Below are 18,406 nucleotides of genomic sequence, written 5' to 3'. Positions count from 1 at the left end.
TTTTATTATATTTGCTACCCAGTTTCCATTAGATGCATAAATACGCTTACAACAAGACTATTGTAACGCTACATGAATACTATGTAAACTTACAAATTTGCTATTTTGTAAATATAACGTCAATTTTTTTGTCAAAATTGTCAAAATAATAAGTGTAGGGAAGCAGATTTCTTCAATCAAGATTTTCGAGAATTACAAAATCCATTTTGTAAAACCTGTTGTAGCTATATGTTCTGAATATGCTATACTGTCATGGAGATTGATATCATAAAACTAAAACCTTGAGGTTTGGAGTAGACCCATGAAGAATAAATATACGACGTCCGATATTGCTAAACAGCTTAACTTATCACGTGCAACCGTGTCTAAGGCGTTAAACAATCATCCGAGTATCCCCGAAAGAACGCGAAAACTCGTACTTGAGACAGCTGAGAGCCTCGGCTACCGGCATGTCCGCAGGAACTCAGTCCCGGTGGATTTTGATTATAATTCCCAAGTTAGCGAGCTCGAGGTTGGATATACCAAAACGGTTACATTCATGATTAAATCCAGCATCAACATCTTCCAGGAGGAGTTTTGGAGCGAGGTACTTCGCGGTGTCGAAGAATCGGCTCGCCAGAACAACTACCAACTCGTTCTCAAGTTCGGGACTGACGAAGACTTACACGACGCTCGGCTACCCGATACTATCACCAGTCATTCTGCAGATGGTATCATTCTAGCAGGCATTACAAGCAAGCGATACGCTGAAGCCGTTACAGAGAGCGGTATTCCAGTTGTACTGATTGACGGCTATTATGACTCGGGCACTTGTGGGATTTTGTGCGATTCCGTACTTTCTGAGAACGAACAGGCTGTCCGAAACCTTACATGCCATCTGATTGACTTGGGACATAAAGAGATTGGATTTATCGGTGACATCTCGATAAGCCGATCTTTTATGGAACGCTATCTTGGTTACAGGCATGCCATGGTAGATGCGGATTTACCCATTAATAAAAATTACTGTATCTTGGAACCTAGTCTGTCGAATTATTACTCTATTCAAGAATTTGCCGGCCGACTTGACGCCATGAACCCACTTCCAACCGCATTCGTTTGCGCAAACGACCTGGTAGCGTTGCAGATCATCCGTTATCTTGAATCGGTTGGTCTTCGCGTCCCGACAGATTTGTCGGTTACCGGGTTTGATTTAATGGGTAAACACACTGATTCCACGCCAACTCTATCTCGACTGACGACAGCTGAAGTGAAGGCCGACCGGATCGGTGCTCGCTCCTTCGAACAGCTACTCTGGCGGATGAAGCATGCAGACCGTCCGTACGAGTTCGTGCGACTGATTTCTCGCATCGTAATTGGTGAATCAACGGCCGTTCCCAAACCGACTTCTAAAACGAGACGAGCAGCGGTAAAGAATGAGGGCTGAGACAAAATAAGCTTCCCCGGTGTTAATGAGGGGAAGCTTATTTTGTCATTGTTTGTTTACCACTGGATATCTCTCTGTGGCTTCGATCTGATTGAGAAGTAAATCTTACTGGTTATGGCTAATTCCACCCAAAAATCATCGCTGCAGGACTGTCCAGTGACACAAAGTTTAACCCTATTTGAATTTATAATACAAAGCGTGCCTCTTTTTACAATGATTTTACTAGTTAGATCAACTCCAATCTCACTGTGGTTATGTCTGAGACTGGGTTTAAGGGGCAACTTTGTGTCATTTTCCCTTTAAGAGTAAATCTAAGTCTGGTAAAAGAAGCACCTGAAGAGTTGCATTCTGAAGACGGTAACCAGTTGTACTGGTGTTTCATAGCCCTCTCAAGGATAGAGACTATCAGATGCTTAATGAATGAAAAAAAATGATTTAGATGTTCGGCAAACAATTTAGGATTTTCCATAGCGGCGAAATGACCGCCTTTATTCGCTTTCTCCCAGTACGTAATATTATAGACGCGTTCTACCCAGCTTCGAGGAGGCGTGGGTAGCTCCTTGGGAAATAAGGAAACCCCTGTTGGAACAGTAACACGCTGGCCTTCGGTGAAATGCAGTGGCATTTTGGTGCCTTCAGTATATATTCGTATGGAAGAGGCAATCGAATTGGTAAACCAGTAAATCGATATGTTGGTGAGGATATGATCAAGTGAAAAAGACCTTTCCATATCTCCGTCACAGTCACTCCAACCTTGAAATTTTTCTACCATCCAGCTGGTAAGACCGGTTGGGGAATCACTTAGTGCAAAAGCCAGTGTTTCCGGCTTCGTTCTATGAAGGGCGCTATAAGCACCTTCTCGCTCCAACCACTCAGCTACGATGTCAAAGTAAGCTCGCTCTTCTTCGCTAACAGATGGTGTATTCGGAGTGAGGGGTGGCTTGTAGCTTCCAGGAATATAATTGAGATGAAGTCCCCTTACCCGTTCGGGGTACATGAATGTGGCCCAGGAGAACATTGTCCTGGTGTGCAGCAATGACGGCCCAGACCATTTCGATGAATATAAGCGAGAGAACACCAACCATTTTTTTAAATGAAGAAGGCTGTAGTTATCGGACCATGTTTGAAAGATATCTTGTAAAGCATGATATTCATCCATTTCAAACCATGGAGTTATGGAGTATAGAGGCGATTAAACAAACCGTTATGAGTGGGCTTGGATTTTCTTTTTTGCCTTATATTACAGTTAAAGAAGACGTGGATAGTGGAAAACTTAAAATTGTAAGTCATTCCGAAAAGTTCGATCCGATATACTCCCATATGCTGATTAAAAAGAAAAAGTGGCTATCTCCAACAGTGAAAGCTTTCTCTGAACTTGTTATAAAGTCGATACGTGAAACGGATAACGAGATCGAAAGATCAAGATGAGCACCGTTGTTGGATAATTGGTATTATCGTATTGTCTACTCGAATCATAATATTCTTTTTGCCTCTAGCTGCATGAGATGTCGTATCAGGTAATGAAATGACATCTGAGTAATGGTATTCGGAGGACAATAAAAAGACGACCTTCACGCTGGATCATTCAAAAGAGGCCGTTTTTTTTCGCGTGTAACATCGCTGATCCCTTTTCGCCAAACTCCGTTTGTTATGATTGACCATTACAAATCTCTCCTGGTTTTATGATTTGGAAGATGCACATCAGCAAATCGCTTCTAAAGACAGAAGCTATCGTTGAAATGGACGAGACATACTTTCTGTAATTGGAAAAGGGCAAGAGGAACATCACCGAACGCAAGCCACGTATCGAGGCGGAATCGCTAAATATCGTGGCATAAGCAAGGACCAAGTGTGTGTCCTCGTTGCCCGTGACCGTCAGAAAATGACTTACTCTGGCGTTCTTGGGCGTGGTCGCATTCGGACAACGAAATTAGATGAGGCGATTGGCGGTCATCTATCGGACCAAAACGTGCTTTGCACGGATTCCTGGCAGGCATTCAGCTCCTATGCGAATCCAAAGGGCTTGGCTCATTACCGATTCAAGTCCGAAGGAAAACAACGTGGCAAAGGCGTGTACCATATCCTAAACGTAAACAGCTATCATAGCCGCTTGAAGAAATGTGGCAGGTTAGTTGATTGAAGGGTGTAGTTTTAAGCCTACATTTAATTAAGGAGAATATTTATGAAACAAGGCAGAATTATTATAATTACTGGTTCACCAGGGACTGGTAAAAGTACAACGGCATCAATTGTTGCTAAAGAGTCTAATTTATCAAAGTCGGTACATATGCACACTGATGATTTCTATCACTACATTCATAAGGGGGCAATCCCTCCATTTTTACCTGAATCACAAGAACAAAACTTAATTGTTATTGAAGCCTTTTTGGAAGCTGCAAAACGTTTTGCACGTGGTGGGTTCGATGTGATTATAGATGGAATTGTTGGTCCTTGGTTCTTAGAACCGTGGTTAAAAGCCGTACAAGATAATTATGAAGTACATTACATTATCTTAAGAGCGATTAAAGAAGTAACAATGAAACGAGCAATCAATCGTTCCAAATTGGACGAAGATGCCCACATTGAGTTGGTAGAGAAAATGTGGGAGCAATTTAACAATTTGGAGCACTATGAATCCAATATTATTGACACAACAAATCAATCAAAGTGTTTCAACAATAAAAGCTGTGATTGAAAAAAAATCTTCTTTACTCACTATTTGATGCGATACAAAAGTTAAACAAACGGATACGATAGCTCAATAAACCGCCTTTTCATCAAGGCGGTTTTCTTATATTCAAAAATCAACATTAGAATTTAACATAGCCTTAGAAAAAGAAAAATATACAGGTATTCGTAAAATCGGCCTCTCTATAAAAGAAATAGTTTCTATGTGTAACGAGAGAATTAGCGACTTTAATCTTTATCCCGTTTGGTATTGTGCAACAATCATCTTATTTACAGTAATGTTCGACATACGGAATCACATTTCGTTAGAATTTTATCAATTAAAACTTTTGACGTTAACGGTCTATGCCAGTGCTTCATGAAATCTCAGTTCTGGCATTCCCCCTATTCGCCTCGAAAGAGATGAATATAGACATGGCCGTTGCATTGGTTACAGCTGGGCAACCAGCTGGAATATGGAATGGTACAATGATCGTCGTGGCCCTGTTCAGCGAAATGGCTTTTATCGTGTACCTATTTCCGTATTTTGTAGGGACTGATAAGTTAATGAAATCCCTAATGGGGGCTACGGCTACAGCTGTTGTGGTTATACTTGCTGTCCTGCTAGGATGCTTATTGTTATTTAGTTCAGAACTAACAGGTTGTTTAATTTTTTTCTGAAATCTACTTTGGTTATAAAATGAAATATACTCGAGTACCTGTTTTTTTCTGCCTCCATCTTTAACTCCAAGGAGACTGCCGAAAGGGTTGTCCCTTTTTGGCCATGAAAAAATCCCCTCCGTTCAACAAGATTAAATCCATCTTACCAGATGTCTTTTTTCTCTTGTCTACTAAAAGGGGATAATACCAGTGCATCACTTCAGCATAGCGTTTTTTAAATTTCATTCAATCATTGCAGGTTCATTGGCATGGAGTCTAAACCTAACGAAGTCTTCTGTCCAATTCCCCTCTTTATCTTTCACAAAGACTTCTCTTATTTGTTACCGTCAAGGTAAAACTGCCCTGCGTCGGTATGATCTTGTCGGAGATCAGGCAACCCGTATCCGCATAGGAGGCCTGGGTTGTTCATTGTGCACTTACGACACACCGTTAATTGTTTTGGCCGTAATGATCTACATCCGGTAGCTCATCGAGCGTGATCACGTTTGGATGGTTAAACACTTTGTTCAAATGCTCCCGGCTGTTGTTTACGCCATCGGTCAGGAACTCTCCCGTCCAGGTAGTGAACCAGCTCCAGTTCGTTCCGTCACTGGAGAGTAAATCCGGATCCGGGATCGCGCCGTTCTCGGTTAATGCGACCAGCTTCTGGTTGTTCACAAGCGAGACGAGTGCGTCATATTTGTCAGTGACTGGTCTATAGTCGCCCGCAGACGGATAATGGTCCGTACTCACGATGTCTACAACATCGTGTCCCGGATACCACTCCGGTGCGCTAGAGTTCCAGACCCAAATCAAATTGTTCAGATCATGCACGTTCGTTAAGCGGTCGTACACCAGGTGGTAAAGTTTCTTTGACGGCTCCGGACCTTTCGCGCCCCACCAGAACCATCCTCCTTCCGCTTCATGCAACGGCCGGAAGAGCACGGGGATTTTCGCATCTTTTAGCTTTTGAAGCTGTGCCGCAATGGCATCGATATCCCGCAAAATAAGTTTATAATCCTCGGATTCCGGGTGATCCAACGCGTAATCAACGTCGAAAGTGGTGGAATCTCCGAAGAATCCCTTGTACCACTCTTTACCGGGCTGGTCAATTAAACCCTTCGGCGCGTTCCAATGCCATACGACGGTGACAATACCGCCTTGGCTGTGCCAATCGATCGCATTCTCGATCTCGGAGGAGGAAGCGCCGTACTCGACTCGAGACGGTGAATAATCCATCAGGTCGAATCCGACAATGGCTGGCTTTTTACCAATCGCGTCCTGCATCCAGCTAATGTTAGAACTGTTCTGCTGACCGGATAGTATGCTCTTGCCGTATTGATCGACCAGATAGCTCATCAACGATTTGGCTTCAGGCGAGGCGTTGGGATTAACGAGTGTCTTCCTAACCTGATGCTCCTCAGTGACCGTCGATTTTTGAAACTCGGCCACCCCCCCGTTCAGAACGCCTGATCCTGCTTCATACACAGCTTCAGACACGGTAACCGGTTCTTCGGATGCATGGGCAAAATAGTTGATATTGCTCTCTGCGCCTGCCGTCATTGGTAGCGAGAATAATAACGCTGCCCCGGTCAGAGTGCTGATCAAGCTCTTCGTTTTTTTAAATGAATTCATATTGGTTATCCTCCTAATGTTTATATCTCGCTGTCTGTTATCGCAAAATAAGGTCTGTTATGTGGGAAACAAGAAGTTATCAAAGAACCTAATCCCACGATCTCAAGTATTTATACTCTGTTTTAGCCCCCTATTTTTGTGCATAACATAATCCATTTTTCTAGTACACTACCTCCTTCCCTAAGGATCGGCTGGTTGACTGATACCATCAATCGCAACGTACATTATTTTTTTGTTTAGCGAGTTGATCCCATCTTCCTATATGAAAAGGCTTTTTGGCGAATCCTCAATTATATCGACATGAAGGAAAAAAATTGAAATAGTTCTATTGGAGTGAAAATTATTTCATATAACAACAAACTATCAATTTCTGCAAAGAGTGGTAGAGACTAAGTATGTGATAAAGAAAATATTGCCGTTTCATTTTTATGAATCTTTAATTCACCCTTATGAATTTTGATTTAAATTATTGTTATTCTTGTACTATATAGTGGATTCATACTCACACACATAAGTGGTGAAAACGAATCAGTTTACTTCTTCCACGCAGCTCGAGGACGAACAGATCAAAATGAAGATAGCGGATGCTGTAAAGAGGTAAGAGGAATCTACGATTATCGACGGGTCAAAGTATGGATCGAGAATACGCTTGATGAACGAGATGAGGAGTTAAGCTGTCATACGTAAGCAAAATCCTTATTACGCTATTTAATATTTAATGGACATAAAACCTATCTGCCATCAAAGACCTGTATAACAACGAGATTATCGCCTATTAGATCAGCTGTAGAAATGACTTGAAATTTCTTTAGCCATTTTCAAATCAGAGTGTTTTAAACGCTACACTTTTCGAACAGGTGAAAAAGTGGAACATGTTATCTAATTAACGTCTATCCATAAAAAACTAATATTCTCTGCATAAAATTAAACAACCTAAGACCGTATGAATATCGGACTCAGGTTGCTTAAATATTGCTTTTTTTATTACTGTTTACTTGATAGGGGTCAGTTCATAAAGAGGGTTCTCTTTTTTAACATGAATATTCAGAATAGCTCATTTATTAAGCAGTTTTTTTGTTACCCAAGTTATAGCTGCATTATTAACATCTTCACCCTGACCACCATGGGGAGCTTTAGAGTTAGACATAAAAATATTTTCTACCCTTGCATGGTTAAGAGCGTCTCTAAGTCTCAAACTTTGTTGAATAGATACTAAACTGTCACTTCCTCCATGTGCAATAAACATTGGTGGATCATCTGAAGATACTTAATTTATAGGACTAGCCACTTCTGCTAACTTGACTTTTTCGCAATTAGGAGAATCTGTTTGCTTTTTATCTCGAATATCTCTCAGGACTGCCACACCTTGCCCTTCTTTATCAAATCCAAGAAGTTTGGCTTCACCTGCTCGTGAAGAGTCATGTGTCTCGGCTGCCTCCTCAGGAGATAGCAAGGTTGAATCCATTTCAGGTCCCATGGTAAACATATCTGTTGGACCGTAAAAATCTACGGCTGCCATTACTTTGCTCGAATACTGAAGATTGCCCCCAACATCACCTTCGAACTCTTTTATATCACTAGTAACAGCGAGTTCGGTAGCTAGATGTCCACCTGCAGAATTTCCTGCTATTGCAATTTTTTCTAGATCGATACCGTATTCCTTGGCATGCGCACGCAAATATCTGATACTGCCCTTTACATCATAGATTGGAGCCGGAAAAATTGCTTCACCACTCGATAATCATCTATTGAAACAAAGGTTATTTTACCCTCTAATACTTTTTTGAAAACTTGGTATGCTGAATCTTCTAGCCACTTGATCTGTAGCTCTATCCGTCATTTGTGGTGCGGCAGTTTTGTTTTTTTGCATCTTTAGGAGCATCATCACCCTGATAGTCCCCTATACTCCATCCTCCACCATGAACATACACCAAGACAGGAGTTGCTTCGGTTACAACCTTTCGGCTTGAATTTGAATCTAATCCCGACGGCGGTTGGAAACATTTAATCTGAATTAGCGAGAATCTGGTTCAAAGCTATGCCTTAAGGCCTTTCAAATGATTCTCACTTTTTTGCTTTCTCGCATTCTATCAAGTTATCTAAACTTCTTATTAAGAAACTTTGATACAATGCTATTTCATCCTCATTAAATCCCTTGTAGAAAAAATCTCCGACTTCATCAATAATCTTTTTATTCAATTCCACTAAATTTTCGTTTCTATTCACTACTTTAATTATTGTTTTCCGTCTGTCTGTTGGGCAAGGTATAAAACTGATATGTCCTGCTTTTTCTAACTTAGTTAATATACTTGTTAAAGTTGACTTCTGAAGATTGCTAATCCTTGAGATTTCATGTATAGGTACTTCGTCTTTCCTCCAAAAGGTAAAACAAAATTCTTGCTTGTGTTGCTGTTAAAGTATTAACCTCAGATTCCCTGTGTTTTCTCGAAACTATTCTAGCCAGCAATGCATCTATTGATGCTGATAAAAAAACAGCTCTTCCTTCTTTATAATTCCCATTTTGCACCTCCCTTTTCCTCGAAAATAGTACGATATCGTACTAAAATTTCAGTACGGGTGTCGTACTATTTTCAACATCCATTTTAAATGCTTGCATTCATTATCTTTTACGACCTGTATGCTCGTGACTACAGCAGCTACATGAAGACCGAACCACAAAAATTCGGTTAACCTAGAGGAGAGAAACGTAAGAGCGTATATGATGATGCTTAGCAACAGTAAAGCAGGCTTATATCTAAAGGGGGTTATCGTTTGGAGCCCAATGACGGCACCAAACATAAAGCCAGCCGTTTTGACTCCGATTCCAATAAATACAATCATCGAAAGCAGGACATCAACTCTCTCAACGATCTTCGAAAGATGAATGTGCGTAAATATAATACGTAAAGCAATTGTGTCAAAAAGGTGACAAGGGTATGCCATCGCTTATAACTTTTCTCAAAAACGGCACCCACTTATAACTTAAACTTGGAAACTAAATCAGGAAGAAGGGAACGTAACTTACAACTTGAAATTCAAAACCTTGTTTACGTGAAATCTTTTTATCCCAAAGTGGAGATCATGTCAAAAAAGAAGATCATATAAACTATGTAACAAGGTCAGACCGCTTATTATTAACGATCTCATTCAGTCCTGAATTGGGAGACACACGTAGACTGGAGCGAGGTGACAGTATCGTATCGGAGATGTCAATGAAATAAGTCTTGTAGAATTTCTACAAGACCTAATCAGGTTTTCACATACCATTCACAACTATTTCAATTCCTTGCTTAATGGAGCCATCCAAATCACTTGCTGGTGGTTTAAAACCAACCATAAGATCCGCAGCTAGGTCAACATTTACACACCATCGTTCAAGTGATCAATAATACTTGAAATTTCCTTAGTTTTGGCAGCGAGTGATTCTCCCAAAATGATTCGGAAATCTTCGAATACCTAATAATGTTGATATCAATAACGACAACATCTGTTTACCGAAAGGGGTGTTCATTCGCTTGAAAAAAATCACTTGCGAGTTCGTATAGGTCCTCGTTCAAATTCCCTGTTCTTTTAATTGCCTATCGGTAGTCAATAAAGGTAAGTCTGATAGCTGGGAGGTTCCAATAGACATTATCAATACTATAGTTTAACAGAGCCAAAAATAAAAAGCCGGGGTAATTCGGGCTTTTAGAGTATAACTACTCAAAGAAGCATTGAACTATATCTTGGGATTAGGTAAAGATGAAAGTTCTTCCTTTTTTTTATCAAGCTCCTGCTCAATCTTTAGTAGCTCCTCTCCCGCCTTCCGACAGGCTTTCTCAGCTTTTTCAATCTGTTGCTCGTATTCCTTCCTACGCAGCATGGGAATTAAGACACAATCGTACACCAATTCGTCTCCCTGCTCTCGAATCACAGCATTTAAAAGAACGGGAAGTGTTCCGCCGCTACCCGTTTTCATCATTAAATATATCTCATCTACGTGATGATTAAGCCGAATCAACGGTAAAAAATAAACCTGAAAGAAAATTTGGCTGGACCGATTTAGCAGGGATTCAAAACTGATACCGTTTACCCCTTGTTTTTCATATTCTAACAAGCGGCACAGCGTTGCATTGACGATGCGTATTGTCAGATTTTGATCCATCGACAAATAACCGCAGGGGGCATGATCCAACCGTTCGTCCATATTATGTGTGCAACTCGCTTTCCTGTATTGAATCGATTGAGGCAAGATATTCGCTGATGAGTCTAATGGTTTCATCCGGATGGCTTACGTGTGGACAATGACCGGTTGCATCCATCAGTCGGAACTCGCTCTCCTTCATCTGCTGGTGGATATGGCTCCAGCTTCCATCGGAACGATTACATCATCGGAGCATTGCAAAATCAACGAAGGCACCACTACCTTGCCGAGTTCCTTACGGTAATCAGAGAGAAACGTTGCTTCCGCAAAACGACGGGCTACCTTAGGATCGGTTGCGCAAAAACTCAACTCAAGATCTTGAGATAATTCCGGCCGGTCTGTATTCCCCATAATGACAGGAGCTAGATAGCTCGCCCAACCTTGAAAGTTTTGATCCATCAAGTCCAATAAATCCATCAGATCTTCCCGTTCAAACCCGCCGATGTAATCAGGTAAATCGTTCAAATATCGTGCAGAAGGACCAATCAGAACAAGCCGATCAAAGTATTCCGATCTTTGAATAGAGGCCAACATACCGATAGTAGCACCGACGGAATGACCCACTAGAATGGCATTCTTCAATTCGAGCGCTGAACAAATGTCTAAGATATCCTGGGCATACCCGTTCAGATCATGATAAATACAAGGATTATAGGCCTGCATATCGGACTTTCCCGAACCTACAAAGTCAAACAATACCAGCTTGTACTTCTCTTTGAAAGCTGGTGCGACAAAGCGCCACATGTTCTGGTCACAGCCAAAGCCATGGGCGAATATAAGAGTCTTGGAACCAAAGCCCCTTACTTTGACGTTGTTTCGAATGAGAATTTGTTGGCTATCCATCGACTTTTCCTCCTGGTTACGATAAATTCTGTTCAATAAATCATTATACCACTATATCAAGATTTTTAAATTTTTTCTGACGTGCGTAATCATCTGCTTGACTCTTATCTGCGGTTCCACAAGAAGCTACGCATATCATTGGCTTAAAGGCTAGCCACCAATTCACCGATTTGATTTATAGTTTTACAATCGAAGAACCTAAGCTGGATTAAAGAGACTAACACCAGTTGAGTTACCGTCGCCAGTTTGCAGCTCCATTATCCACAATGTTTTTTCGGAATTAGGATTACTCGTTGGACTAAACTGCCTGTTAGCTCTTAACAGAGTACCGATAGTCTACAATGTAGTGTAGTGCTTAAGATCAAAAATAACAGCAGCTAGCATACCGATTAAAGCTATTTGATTTCCAATTTCTCAAAAAACGTAAACGTCCTAATTTAAGTATACATAAGAATATGTAGAGCTTCCCTGGAATTGCTGAAATTAACAATACATGCCACTACTAATTGTGTGGCAGCATGCATTGGTTATGAAATGCATTTTCTATTCAAATAAAGTCAACTTTGTAAAGTGAAATATTTATTAAAAGGTAGGAGCAGGTAATTCATCAATTTTTATACGAAGTAAACTATAAGGTTTTTGTCGCAGGTCTTTTCCATAATGAAATCTTGCCTGCCGATGTAATTGGTTCACAATAACATATAAGTATTGATCTGGACCAATAGAAAAAGTATCCGGCCATAAAATTCTCGGATCATGTGCGATGGTTTCCATTATTCCATTCGGAAATATCTTTCGAATACTATCGTTTTCATAGTCACCAGCGTAAACGTTTCCTTTTGCATCGGTTATCAATCCATCAGACGCACCTTTTTCTCCCCAATACTGCACATGATAACGTAAATTGAAATCCGGTATCGTTCTGTCTCTTAGGGCTTCTGTTGAGATCGAGTATAGATGACGACTGGTTAATGGACAAAAAAATATAATTTTTCCATCAGGGGAAATCGCTATACCATCAGAGGCCAATCGAAAGGGAGATGTCGAACCATCTGTGTTTCGATTCATCAAAATTTTACCTTCCACTTTCGGTAAAAAATACGGATCGGGTGAAGTTGAATTTGCTCCATTTAACCGTCTAAACGCATTTCCATTTTCTAAATTTACGACTATAATAGCGCCTGGACCTTTGGAAGAAGAATCCGTTATATATGCGTAACCTGATTTACCAACACGAAAATCAAATCGGACATCATTCAGATACGTTGTCGGCAAGATTGCATCTTCTGCAAACGTGTATACTTTTCTTATTGTATTTGTTTTTAAATCTACAGCGACTAATTTTGCCCCTCCTTTAATAGGCTCAGAAAAATTTGGTGCAGCTGTATCCAGTACCCACAGGGTTCCCCTTCCATCAGCAATTACACTTTGGACACTGATGAAGGACATAGTGATATTCAAAGGATTTACCAAATTCGTTTCTAAATTAGGATAAGGCTGCAACCGACCCTCAACAATTTCCGCTACCGTAAATCTAACGTCATCTCCCCATTTCGGAAAGCAAATGAAGATACGTCCGGTTTCTGATACACCAACGCCTGTAGGCATAGCCCCATAAAATGAATAAACGAGTTCTAACTTACCGAAATATTCTTCCATAGGTAACATAGGTTTTATGATATCCTCCCCAACATATTTGAACGGATATTACCTATAATATGTTTAAAAACTTTTTCTAATGCCTGCCTCTTAATGATTCTTTTCTAACCATAACATAGAAGCACGCTGGGTAGAGTAACCCTTTGCTGGTTGTTGCGCCAGTTCTCAATTTTAATTGCCGTAGAAAGGTGAATGTTATGGATGTCCTGATCGAGCGAGCTTGCGGTTTGGATGTTCACAAGAAGTCCATTACCGCATGTGTCGTAACTCCCGAAGGAAAGCGATTAAGACGTTTCATACCTACACGGTTTTCCTGCTTGATTTGATCGACTGGATCAAGCAACATTGCTGCACTCATGTGGCCATGGAAAGTACCGGCGTGTTCTGGAAACCGATCGTGAATTTGCTTGAAGCTGAAGAAATTCAGTTCCTCGTCGTTAACGCCCAGCACATCAAAGCCATTCCCGGCAGAAAAACGGACGTAAAAGATGCAGAATGGATTTGTAATCTGCTCCGCCACGGTCTGCTGAAACCCAGTTACATCCCAGACCGGAACCTAAGAGAACTGCGCGAATTAGTTCGTTACCGTTGCAGCCTGATTCAGAGACGGTCCCGCGAACACAACCGGGCCAAAAAGTGCTGGAAGGAGCCAACATTAAACTAGCTGCCGTTGTCTCCGACATCATGGGGTGAGCAGCAGCGACATGATGAATTCCTGATCGAGGGTGAAGAAGATATGGAAAAGCTGGCTGCATTCGCCCGAAGAACACTGAAGAAGGCTAGATACGATCCCGGGGATCGCAACACGCACCGTGGAACAAATTCTGCACGAAGTCGGGACCGACATTGGTGCGCGTTTCCCCTCCGACACTCATCTCTGTTAGTGGATAGGTCTAGTTCCAAGGCAGAACGAAAGTGGTAAACGAATATCCTCCAAGACTCTCGCAAAGGCAACAAATACCTTTGTTCGGCACTCATTGAAGTTGCCCATTCCGTATGCAGATCCGACAATTACTCGGGTGTTCAGTACCGACGCTGAAAAGGCAGAAACCGAGCGGCCGTGGCGGTCGCCCACTCCATCATGACTATTGTTTACCATCTCCTCACGCGCAGCAAGGATTACAAAGATTTAGGCGGTAATTATTTCGAAAAACGACAGCAAGAAGCAATTGTTAAACAAGAAGTTCGAAAGCTTTAGAATCTTGTTCAGGTAACTCTCACCGCTTCGTCAATCACGTGCAGCGATACAAGGAACCATTCCTGCAGCCATAAGGGTGGCCGAACTTACAAACGAGGCCTCCCGCATCTTTGGTAATCCGGTAATCATTGTCGACGCAGGCTATAAGTTAATCGCTATGTGTCAAGCCCCTATCCCCAGCCGACCTGATATCGAACAGCAGCGAAATTTGGGCTATATTCCTGACAGTAATATTGAGAGCATGAAGAAATTCAATCTGTACGAACTGACCCGTATGGCTCTTATTCCTTATTATTCACGTGATCCGGAGACCAACGACTGTTGGATAACAGCTTTTGTGTACGTACATGGTATAGAATTCGCGCAGGTCAGTGTTATGGAGCTGGATCGCAAATTTACAGATATTGATTTTGAACTCGTACAATTTCTTTGTGAGCTGGTTTCGGTAGAATTGCAAAAGAACAACTTTTATAATTGCAATCCAGGAATGATGCATAGTTTTTTGCTTTCCGAACTGCTTACAGGCGAGCTCAATGATGCTAATATTATCGCAATGCGACTGACTCATCTGGAATGGACGCATACACCTTACTTGAGAGTGATGACCTTGACAGACTTGAAGAACGGCTTTTTTGACGGGAAAGTTCAGCTGGTTGCACAGCATATGATCCAATTACTGCCGGATAGCCGTTGGATCGTATATCCGGGACGTATTGTATTTCTCATTTCCCTTGTTGATTCATCCTGTAAAATCATTGCTGAAGACAAACGAATTCTGGAATTTCTCCAAGTAAACGGACTAACTGCTTCGCTGAGTGACTGCTTTAGTCATTTAACTTTTTTGCGAAAATATTATAAGCAATGCCTAACCGCCAACGAGATTGGTTTCCAACTTGATTCTAACAAGCCAGTGTATATGTATGAGGACTATCTCTGCGAGCACATTGGAAAGATCATATCGGAACAGAACGATCTCGCTGACTTCTGCCATCCGGTTATCCAAAAGTTAATTGTTTATGACAATGCCCACAAAACAAGTTTGCTGCCTACCCCTGAAGCCTATCTTCAATATGTGGACACTCCAAATATTGCTGCTAAAACACTTTTTATTCATAGAAATACTTTGTTCTATCGAATCAACAGGATACGTGAGCTTTTTGAGATTGATCTAAGCGATGGTGATATTCGCCTGAAACTTCAATTGACTCTTCATTTTCTAAAACTGAAAGCACAACGCGACGATCCTAAAGATCAGAGTATAGAAGGGTAAGCAAATGCAAAAAACATGCAGACAAAATTTCTTATCGATACTTTGTCTGCATACTGGTCTTTTCTATCTATTTTCTTTATTTTTTCCAATTCCATCATTATTCAGCTTACCAGCTTTAGGCCAACTGCTGAACCGAGTACCATCGCGATGAACAGAATTCTCGCGGTATTACGCGGTTCACTGTAAAAGATCATGCCCAATATGGCACCGCCAGAAGCTCCAATACCGGTCCAAACAGCGTAGGCCGTGCCCATTGGTAGTGTTTCCATGGCCAGGGATAGAAACAAGAAGCTCAATCCAAAGCCTGCAAGCAGGTAAAAAGCAGACAGGAAATTCCGATCTTTATGGAGCTTATTAATCATGAGAACTCCCATCATCTCAAATACGCCTGCCAAAATTAGAAATACCCAGTTCATACGTCAGTCCACCTCTTTTCCTTGTTTCTTCTCTTTGCTCTGTATTTTGAGCCCTACAACTCCGAGCAGAAGCACCCCAATTAGCAACAATTTAGATCCTTGTACCTCAGCACCAAACAACAAAATTTCTGCTAATACAGTGCCGGCCGTTCCCAACCCGACAAATACTGCATACACCGTACCTACCGGAAGCGTACGGGAAGCCATAATCATGAGTATGAAACTTACTAAAATGGCAACTAAAGTGCCCCCCCACTCTAACCAGCCGCTGGCATGTTTCAGGCCGATGACCCATCCAACTTCGAATAATGCCGCAACTACAACAGATAACCATGTCTTGTTCATTTTGTGCTTCCTCCTTTTTGATAATGCTGCAAATGTAGTATGGATTTATAGCAGCAATAAAAAAAGCCTGAGAGAATACTGCATACAGCAGTTTTTCTCCCAGGCTTTTATCCCTCCGTGGCACAGTACGACGACTGTGAGTTTTCTCTCGGACCAGCCGATATTACATCGCGGAACCCTAGAAAACATTTTCGAATTCAATTATAGTTAATATTATACACAGTAGTGAATAAATTATAATATAAAATAATAAAGAATTCTTATATCATTCTAAACTTGTATCATTGTTTTGGTCATTATGAAATCAATTTGTTCTTCATCACCCATATAAAAAGAGTGTGCGCCAGTTTGAACAAACCCCATTTTCTTATAAAAAGCAATGGCATTTTCATTTTTTTCCCATACGCCGAGCCAGATTTTCTTTTTATTATGCTCCATCGCAATTTCCATAGCTTTATTTAGCAGATATTTACCAAGCCCATGTTTTTGAGATTTGTTTTTTATATAAATCCTCTCAATTTCGAGCGACTCATCACCCATTTTTTCAGATTGGGCGTCATTCATATTTACCTTTAAATATCCAGCCAGTTCTTCATTGAAATAGATGAAAAAGATTTCTGAAGAGACGTTGGACAATTCCTCCTCCAACTGTTTAAAGTTAAATGCTTTTTCCAAATAGGCTTTCATATTTTCAGGTGAATTCTGATCTTTAAAAGTATCATTAAATGTTTCAATACTTATTTTTTGGAGTATTTGTAAATCTTCACGGTTGCACTTTATTATTTTTACAGTCACTTAATGTATCGCTCCTTCATGTAAATCAATAATTTCTCTTGTTCCCCTTTTTTACAAATTCCCAGTCTTCCCCTATATTTTCTCTCACTCTTTGAAGAAGATTGAAAATGGTTTCTACTTCTCTTTCCGAAAATCCCTTTAATGCAACGTTATTGGAATAATCATTTTCTCTTTTTATAAAAGGATAAACATTGTTCCCTTTATCTGTTGGATAGAGTTTTTTAATTTTTTGGTTATGGTTATCTTCTTTCTTTTCAATAAATCCATTAATTACAAGTTTTTTTATAGCACGAGATGCAGTTGTTCGATCTACTTTTATCATCTCAGCTAACTTTTCTTGAATGATTCCTGGGTTTTCACATATTCGCACAAGGTACAAATACTGCCCTTTTGTAAGGTCATATTCTTTAAATTCTATATTACTTATAGAATCTAATGCCCTTGCAATCATTCCAATTTCACGAAGTACTTCCTTCATAGTTAACTCCTTCGCACCTATTTTATTGCAAATGCAATAAAAATGATATATATTGAATTTACCTTATTTTTATTGCATTTGCAACATAAAATTATGTTAAAGAGGTCGAGTAAAGTGAGATATGTTTTTTTCGTATTAGGAATTTTTATATTATCCCTTGGAATTTCGTTTACTATACAATCAGACCTTGGGACTTCACCTTTTGATGCACTTTTGGTAGGACTGTCCATAAATGTAGGGCTTACTGTGGGAAGTTGGGAAATCATAATAGCTATAATATTGATATGTTGTAATTCGCTTTTAAAAAGACAAAGACCTGAAGTTTTGGGGTTGTTAACAGCATTTATAACGGGTATTGGTATTGATATGTGGCTTTTTTTATTACACAATTTGATAGCACCTGAACTATGGTACAGCAAAGTTGTTTGTTTTGGAATTGGTTTAGTTGTTGTAGGATTAGGAACTGCAACATATTTACAGACAAATTTTGCACCAATTCCGGTTGACCGATTAACATTAATCATACAAGAATTAACTAGAACAAATCTATTTTTTTCGAGAACACTCATCTATCTTATATTCTTGATCATAGCAGTCATTTTAAATGGACCCATTGGCATTGGAACTTTGTTAACCGTTTGTTTAGGGGGGCTAATACTCAATTACTTTATGCCACTTACTGAAAAAGTACTTGACCGCATATTAACACACTCTGATACATCACCAAATCATGAGAAAGATAAAAAGCATTCTATATAGAATGCTCAGAGTGTCGAGAAAGTCCAGAGGACTTTTCGACACTTCTATTTTTATATGGGGAGACGCATCTTT

At 40.4% G+C, this 18,406-nt stretch carries 15 protein-coding genes, 6 pseudogenes and 1 riboswitch; of the genes and pseudogenes, 9 read left to right on the top strand and 12 right to left on the bottom strand.

The annotated features are described in order from the left end of the window. The first annotated feature begins 301 nt into the window (after window positions 1–301). Window positions 302–1,426 carry a LacI family DNA-binding transcriptional regulator gene (locus G9G54_RS23970; protein ID WP_165179865.1) on the top strand — a complete coding sequence of 375 codons (1,125 nt, stop codon included), beginning with the start codon at window positions 302–304 and terminating at the stop codon, window positions 1,424–1,426. 226 nt (window positions 1,427–1,652) lie between these two features. Here G9G54_RS23970 and G9G54_RS23965 read toward each other — a convergent pair whose 3' ends face one another. After that, on the bottom strand, window positions 1,653–2,423 hold the full coding sequence (locus tag G9G54_RS23965) for a hypothetical protein (protein ID WP_165179864.1): 771 nt from the start codon (window positions 2,421–2,423) through the stop codon (window positions 1,653–1,655). A 4-nt stretch (window positions 2,424–2,427) separates the two neighbouring features. Between G9G54_RS23965 and G9G54_RS23960 the strand changes: the two are divergent. From G9G54_RS23960 to G9G54_RS25910, 4 genes and pseudogenes are all read left to right on the top strand, one after another. Then, a pseudogene (locus tag G9G54_RS23960) lies at window positions 2,428–2,854 on the top strand (LysR substrate-binding domain-containing protein); the annotation flags it as partial. A gap of 296 nt (window positions 2,855–3,150) precedes the next feature. Further along, window positions 3,151–3,542: pseudogene (locus G9G54_RS23955) on the top strand (IS1595 family transposase); the annotation flags it as partial. 66 nt (window positions 3,543–3,608) lie between these two features. Beyond that, complete coding sequence (locus G9G54_RS23950) at window positions 3,609–4,121, top strand: AAA family ATPase (RefSeq protein WP_446723033.1); 513 nt, start codon at window positions 3,609–3,611, stop codon at window positions 4,119–4,121. A gap of 407 nt (window positions 4,122–4,528) precedes the next feature. Beyond that, window positions 4,529–4,774: a hypothetical protein gene (locus G9G54_RS25910; RefSeq protein ID WP_238808391.1), complete on the top strand. Its 246-nt coding sequence runs from the start codon at window positions 4,529–4,531 to the stop codon at window positions 4,772–4,774. 429 nt (window positions 4,775–5,203) lie between these two features. On the opposite strand, the pseudogene G9G54_RS23945 reads toward G9G54_RS25910, so the two are convergent. From G9G54_RS23945 to G9G54_RS26285, 4 genes and pseudogenes are all read right to left on the bottom strand, one after another. Continuing rightward, window positions 5,204–6,238, bottom strand: a pseudogene (locus G9G54_RS23945) (glycosyl hydrolase); the annotation flags it as partial. 1,204 nt (window positions 6,239–7,442) lie between these two features. Then, the gene (locus G9G54_RS25905) at window positions 7,443–7,634 is read right to left on the bottom strand and encodes a hypothetical protein (protein ID WP_238808389.1); all 192 of its coding nucleotides are present in this window, start codon (window positions 7,632–7,634) and stop codon (window positions 7,443–7,445) included. 21 nt (window positions 7,635–7,655) lie between these two features. Beyond that, a complete protein-coding gene (locus tag G9G54_RS25900) occupies window positions 7,656–8,066 on the bottom strand; it encodes an alpha/beta hydrolase fold domain-containing protein (protein WP_238808387.1) in 411 nt (136 codons plus the stop codon). A 386-nt stretch (window positions 8,067–8,452) separates the two neighbouring features. Beyond that, window positions 8,453–8,755, bottom strand: a pseudogene (locus G9G54_RS26285) (MarR family winged helix-turn-helix transcriptional regulator); the annotation flags it as partial. A gap of 405 nt (window positions 8,756–9,160) precedes the next feature. Here G9G54_RS26285 and G9G54_RS26090 point away from each other — a divergent pair. Then, complete coding sequence (locus G9G54_RS26090) at window positions 9,161–9,295, top strand: hypothetical protein (RefSeq protein WP_274597360.1); 135 nt, start codon at window positions 9,161–9,163, stop codon at window positions 9,293–9,295. An 811-nt stretch (window positions 9,296–10,106) separates the two neighbouring features. Here G9G54_RS26090 and G9G54_RS23930 read toward each other — a convergent pair. The 3 genes and pseudogenes from G9G54_RS23930 to G9G54_RS23920 form a co-directional block, all read right to left on the bottom strand. Then, window positions 10,107–10,574, bottom strand: a complete 468-nt coding sequence (locus tag G9G54_RS23930; protein ID WP_165179862.1) for a PAS domain-containing protein — start codon at window positions 10,572–10,574, stop codon at window positions 10,107–10,109. Between the two features lies 1 nt (window position 10,575). Next, window positions 10,576–11,414, bottom strand: a pseudogene (locus tag G9G54_RS23925) (alpha/beta fold hydrolase). Between the two features lie 582 nt (window positions 11,415–11,996). Next, window positions 11,997–13,091 (bottom strand): L-dopachrome tautomerase-related protein, encoded by a 1,095-nt coding sequence (locus G9G54_RS23920; protein ID WP_165179888.1) that lies wholly within the window; start codon window positions 13,089–13,091, stop codon window positions 11,997–11,999. 179 nt (window positions 13,092–13,270) lie between these two features. On the opposite strand from G9G54_RS23920, the pseudogene G9G54_RS23915 reads away from it, so the two are divergent. After that, window positions 13,271–14,271 (top strand): annotated as a pseudogene (locus tag G9G54_RS23915) (IS110 family transposase). A gap of 76 nt (window positions 14,272–14,347) precedes the next feature. After that, a complete protein-coding gene (locus G9G54_RS23910) occupies window positions 14,348–15,541 on the top strand; it encodes a PucR family transcriptional regulator (RefSeq protein ID WP_165179861.1) in 1,194 nt (397 codons plus the stop codon). Window positions 15,542–15,642: 101 nt separating this feature from the next. Here the strand turns inward: G9G54_RS23910 and G9G54_RS23905 are convergent, their stop codons facing one another. From G9G54_RS23905 to G9G54_RS23890, 4 genes are all read right to left on the bottom strand, one after another. After that, window positions 15,643–15,957: a DMT family transporter gene (locus tag G9G54_RS23905; RefSeq protein WP_023988641.1), complete on the bottom strand. Its 315-nt coding sequence runs from the start codon at window positions 15,955–15,957 to the stop codon at window positions 15,643–15,645. Window positions 15,958–15,960: 3 nt separating this feature from the next. After that, window positions 15,961–16,302: a DMT family transporter gene (locus G9G54_RS23900; protein ID WP_053325459.1), complete on the bottom strand. Its 342-nt coding sequence runs from the start codon at window positions 16,300–16,302 to the stop codon at window positions 15,961–15,963. 94 nt (window positions 16,303–16,396) lie between these two features. Continuing rightward, a riboswitch (guanidine-I (ykkC/yxkD leader) is annotated at window positions 16,397–16,495 on the bottom strand. Between the two features lie 77 nt (window positions 16,496–16,572). Further along, window positions 16,573–17,097: a GNAT family N-acetyltransferase gene (locus G9G54_RS23895; RefSeq protein WP_053325458.1), complete on the bottom strand. Its 525-nt coding sequence runs from the start codon at window positions 17,095–17,097 to the stop codon at window positions 16,573–16,575. Window positions 17,098–17,122: 25 nt separating this feature from the next. After that, entirely contained in the window at window positions 17,123–17,575 is a 453-nt protein-coding gene (locus G9G54_RS23890) for a MarR family winged helix-turn-helix transcriptional regulator (protein ID WP_165179860.1), read from the bottom strand. Window positions 17,576–17,689: 114 nt separating this feature from the next. Here G9G54_RS23890 and G9G54_RS23885 point away from each other — a divergent pair, with 114 nt between their 5' ends. After that, window positions 17,690–18,334 carry a YczE/YyaS/YitT family protein gene (locus tag G9G54_RS23885; protein ID WP_165179859.1) on the top strand — a complete coding sequence of 215 codons (645 nt, stop codon included), beginning with the start codon at window positions 17,690–17,692 and terminating at the stop codon, window positions 18,332–18,334. Window positions 18,335–18,406 lie beyond the last annotated feature (72 nt).

It is taken from the genome of Paenibacillus sp. EKM212P (assembly GCF_011066115.1).
Lineage (GTDB): Bacteria > Bacillota > Bacilli > Paenibacillales > Paenibacillaceae > Paenibacillus > Paenibacillus polymyxa_B.
This window is presented reverse-complemented; position numbering and strand designations above follow the sequence as displayed.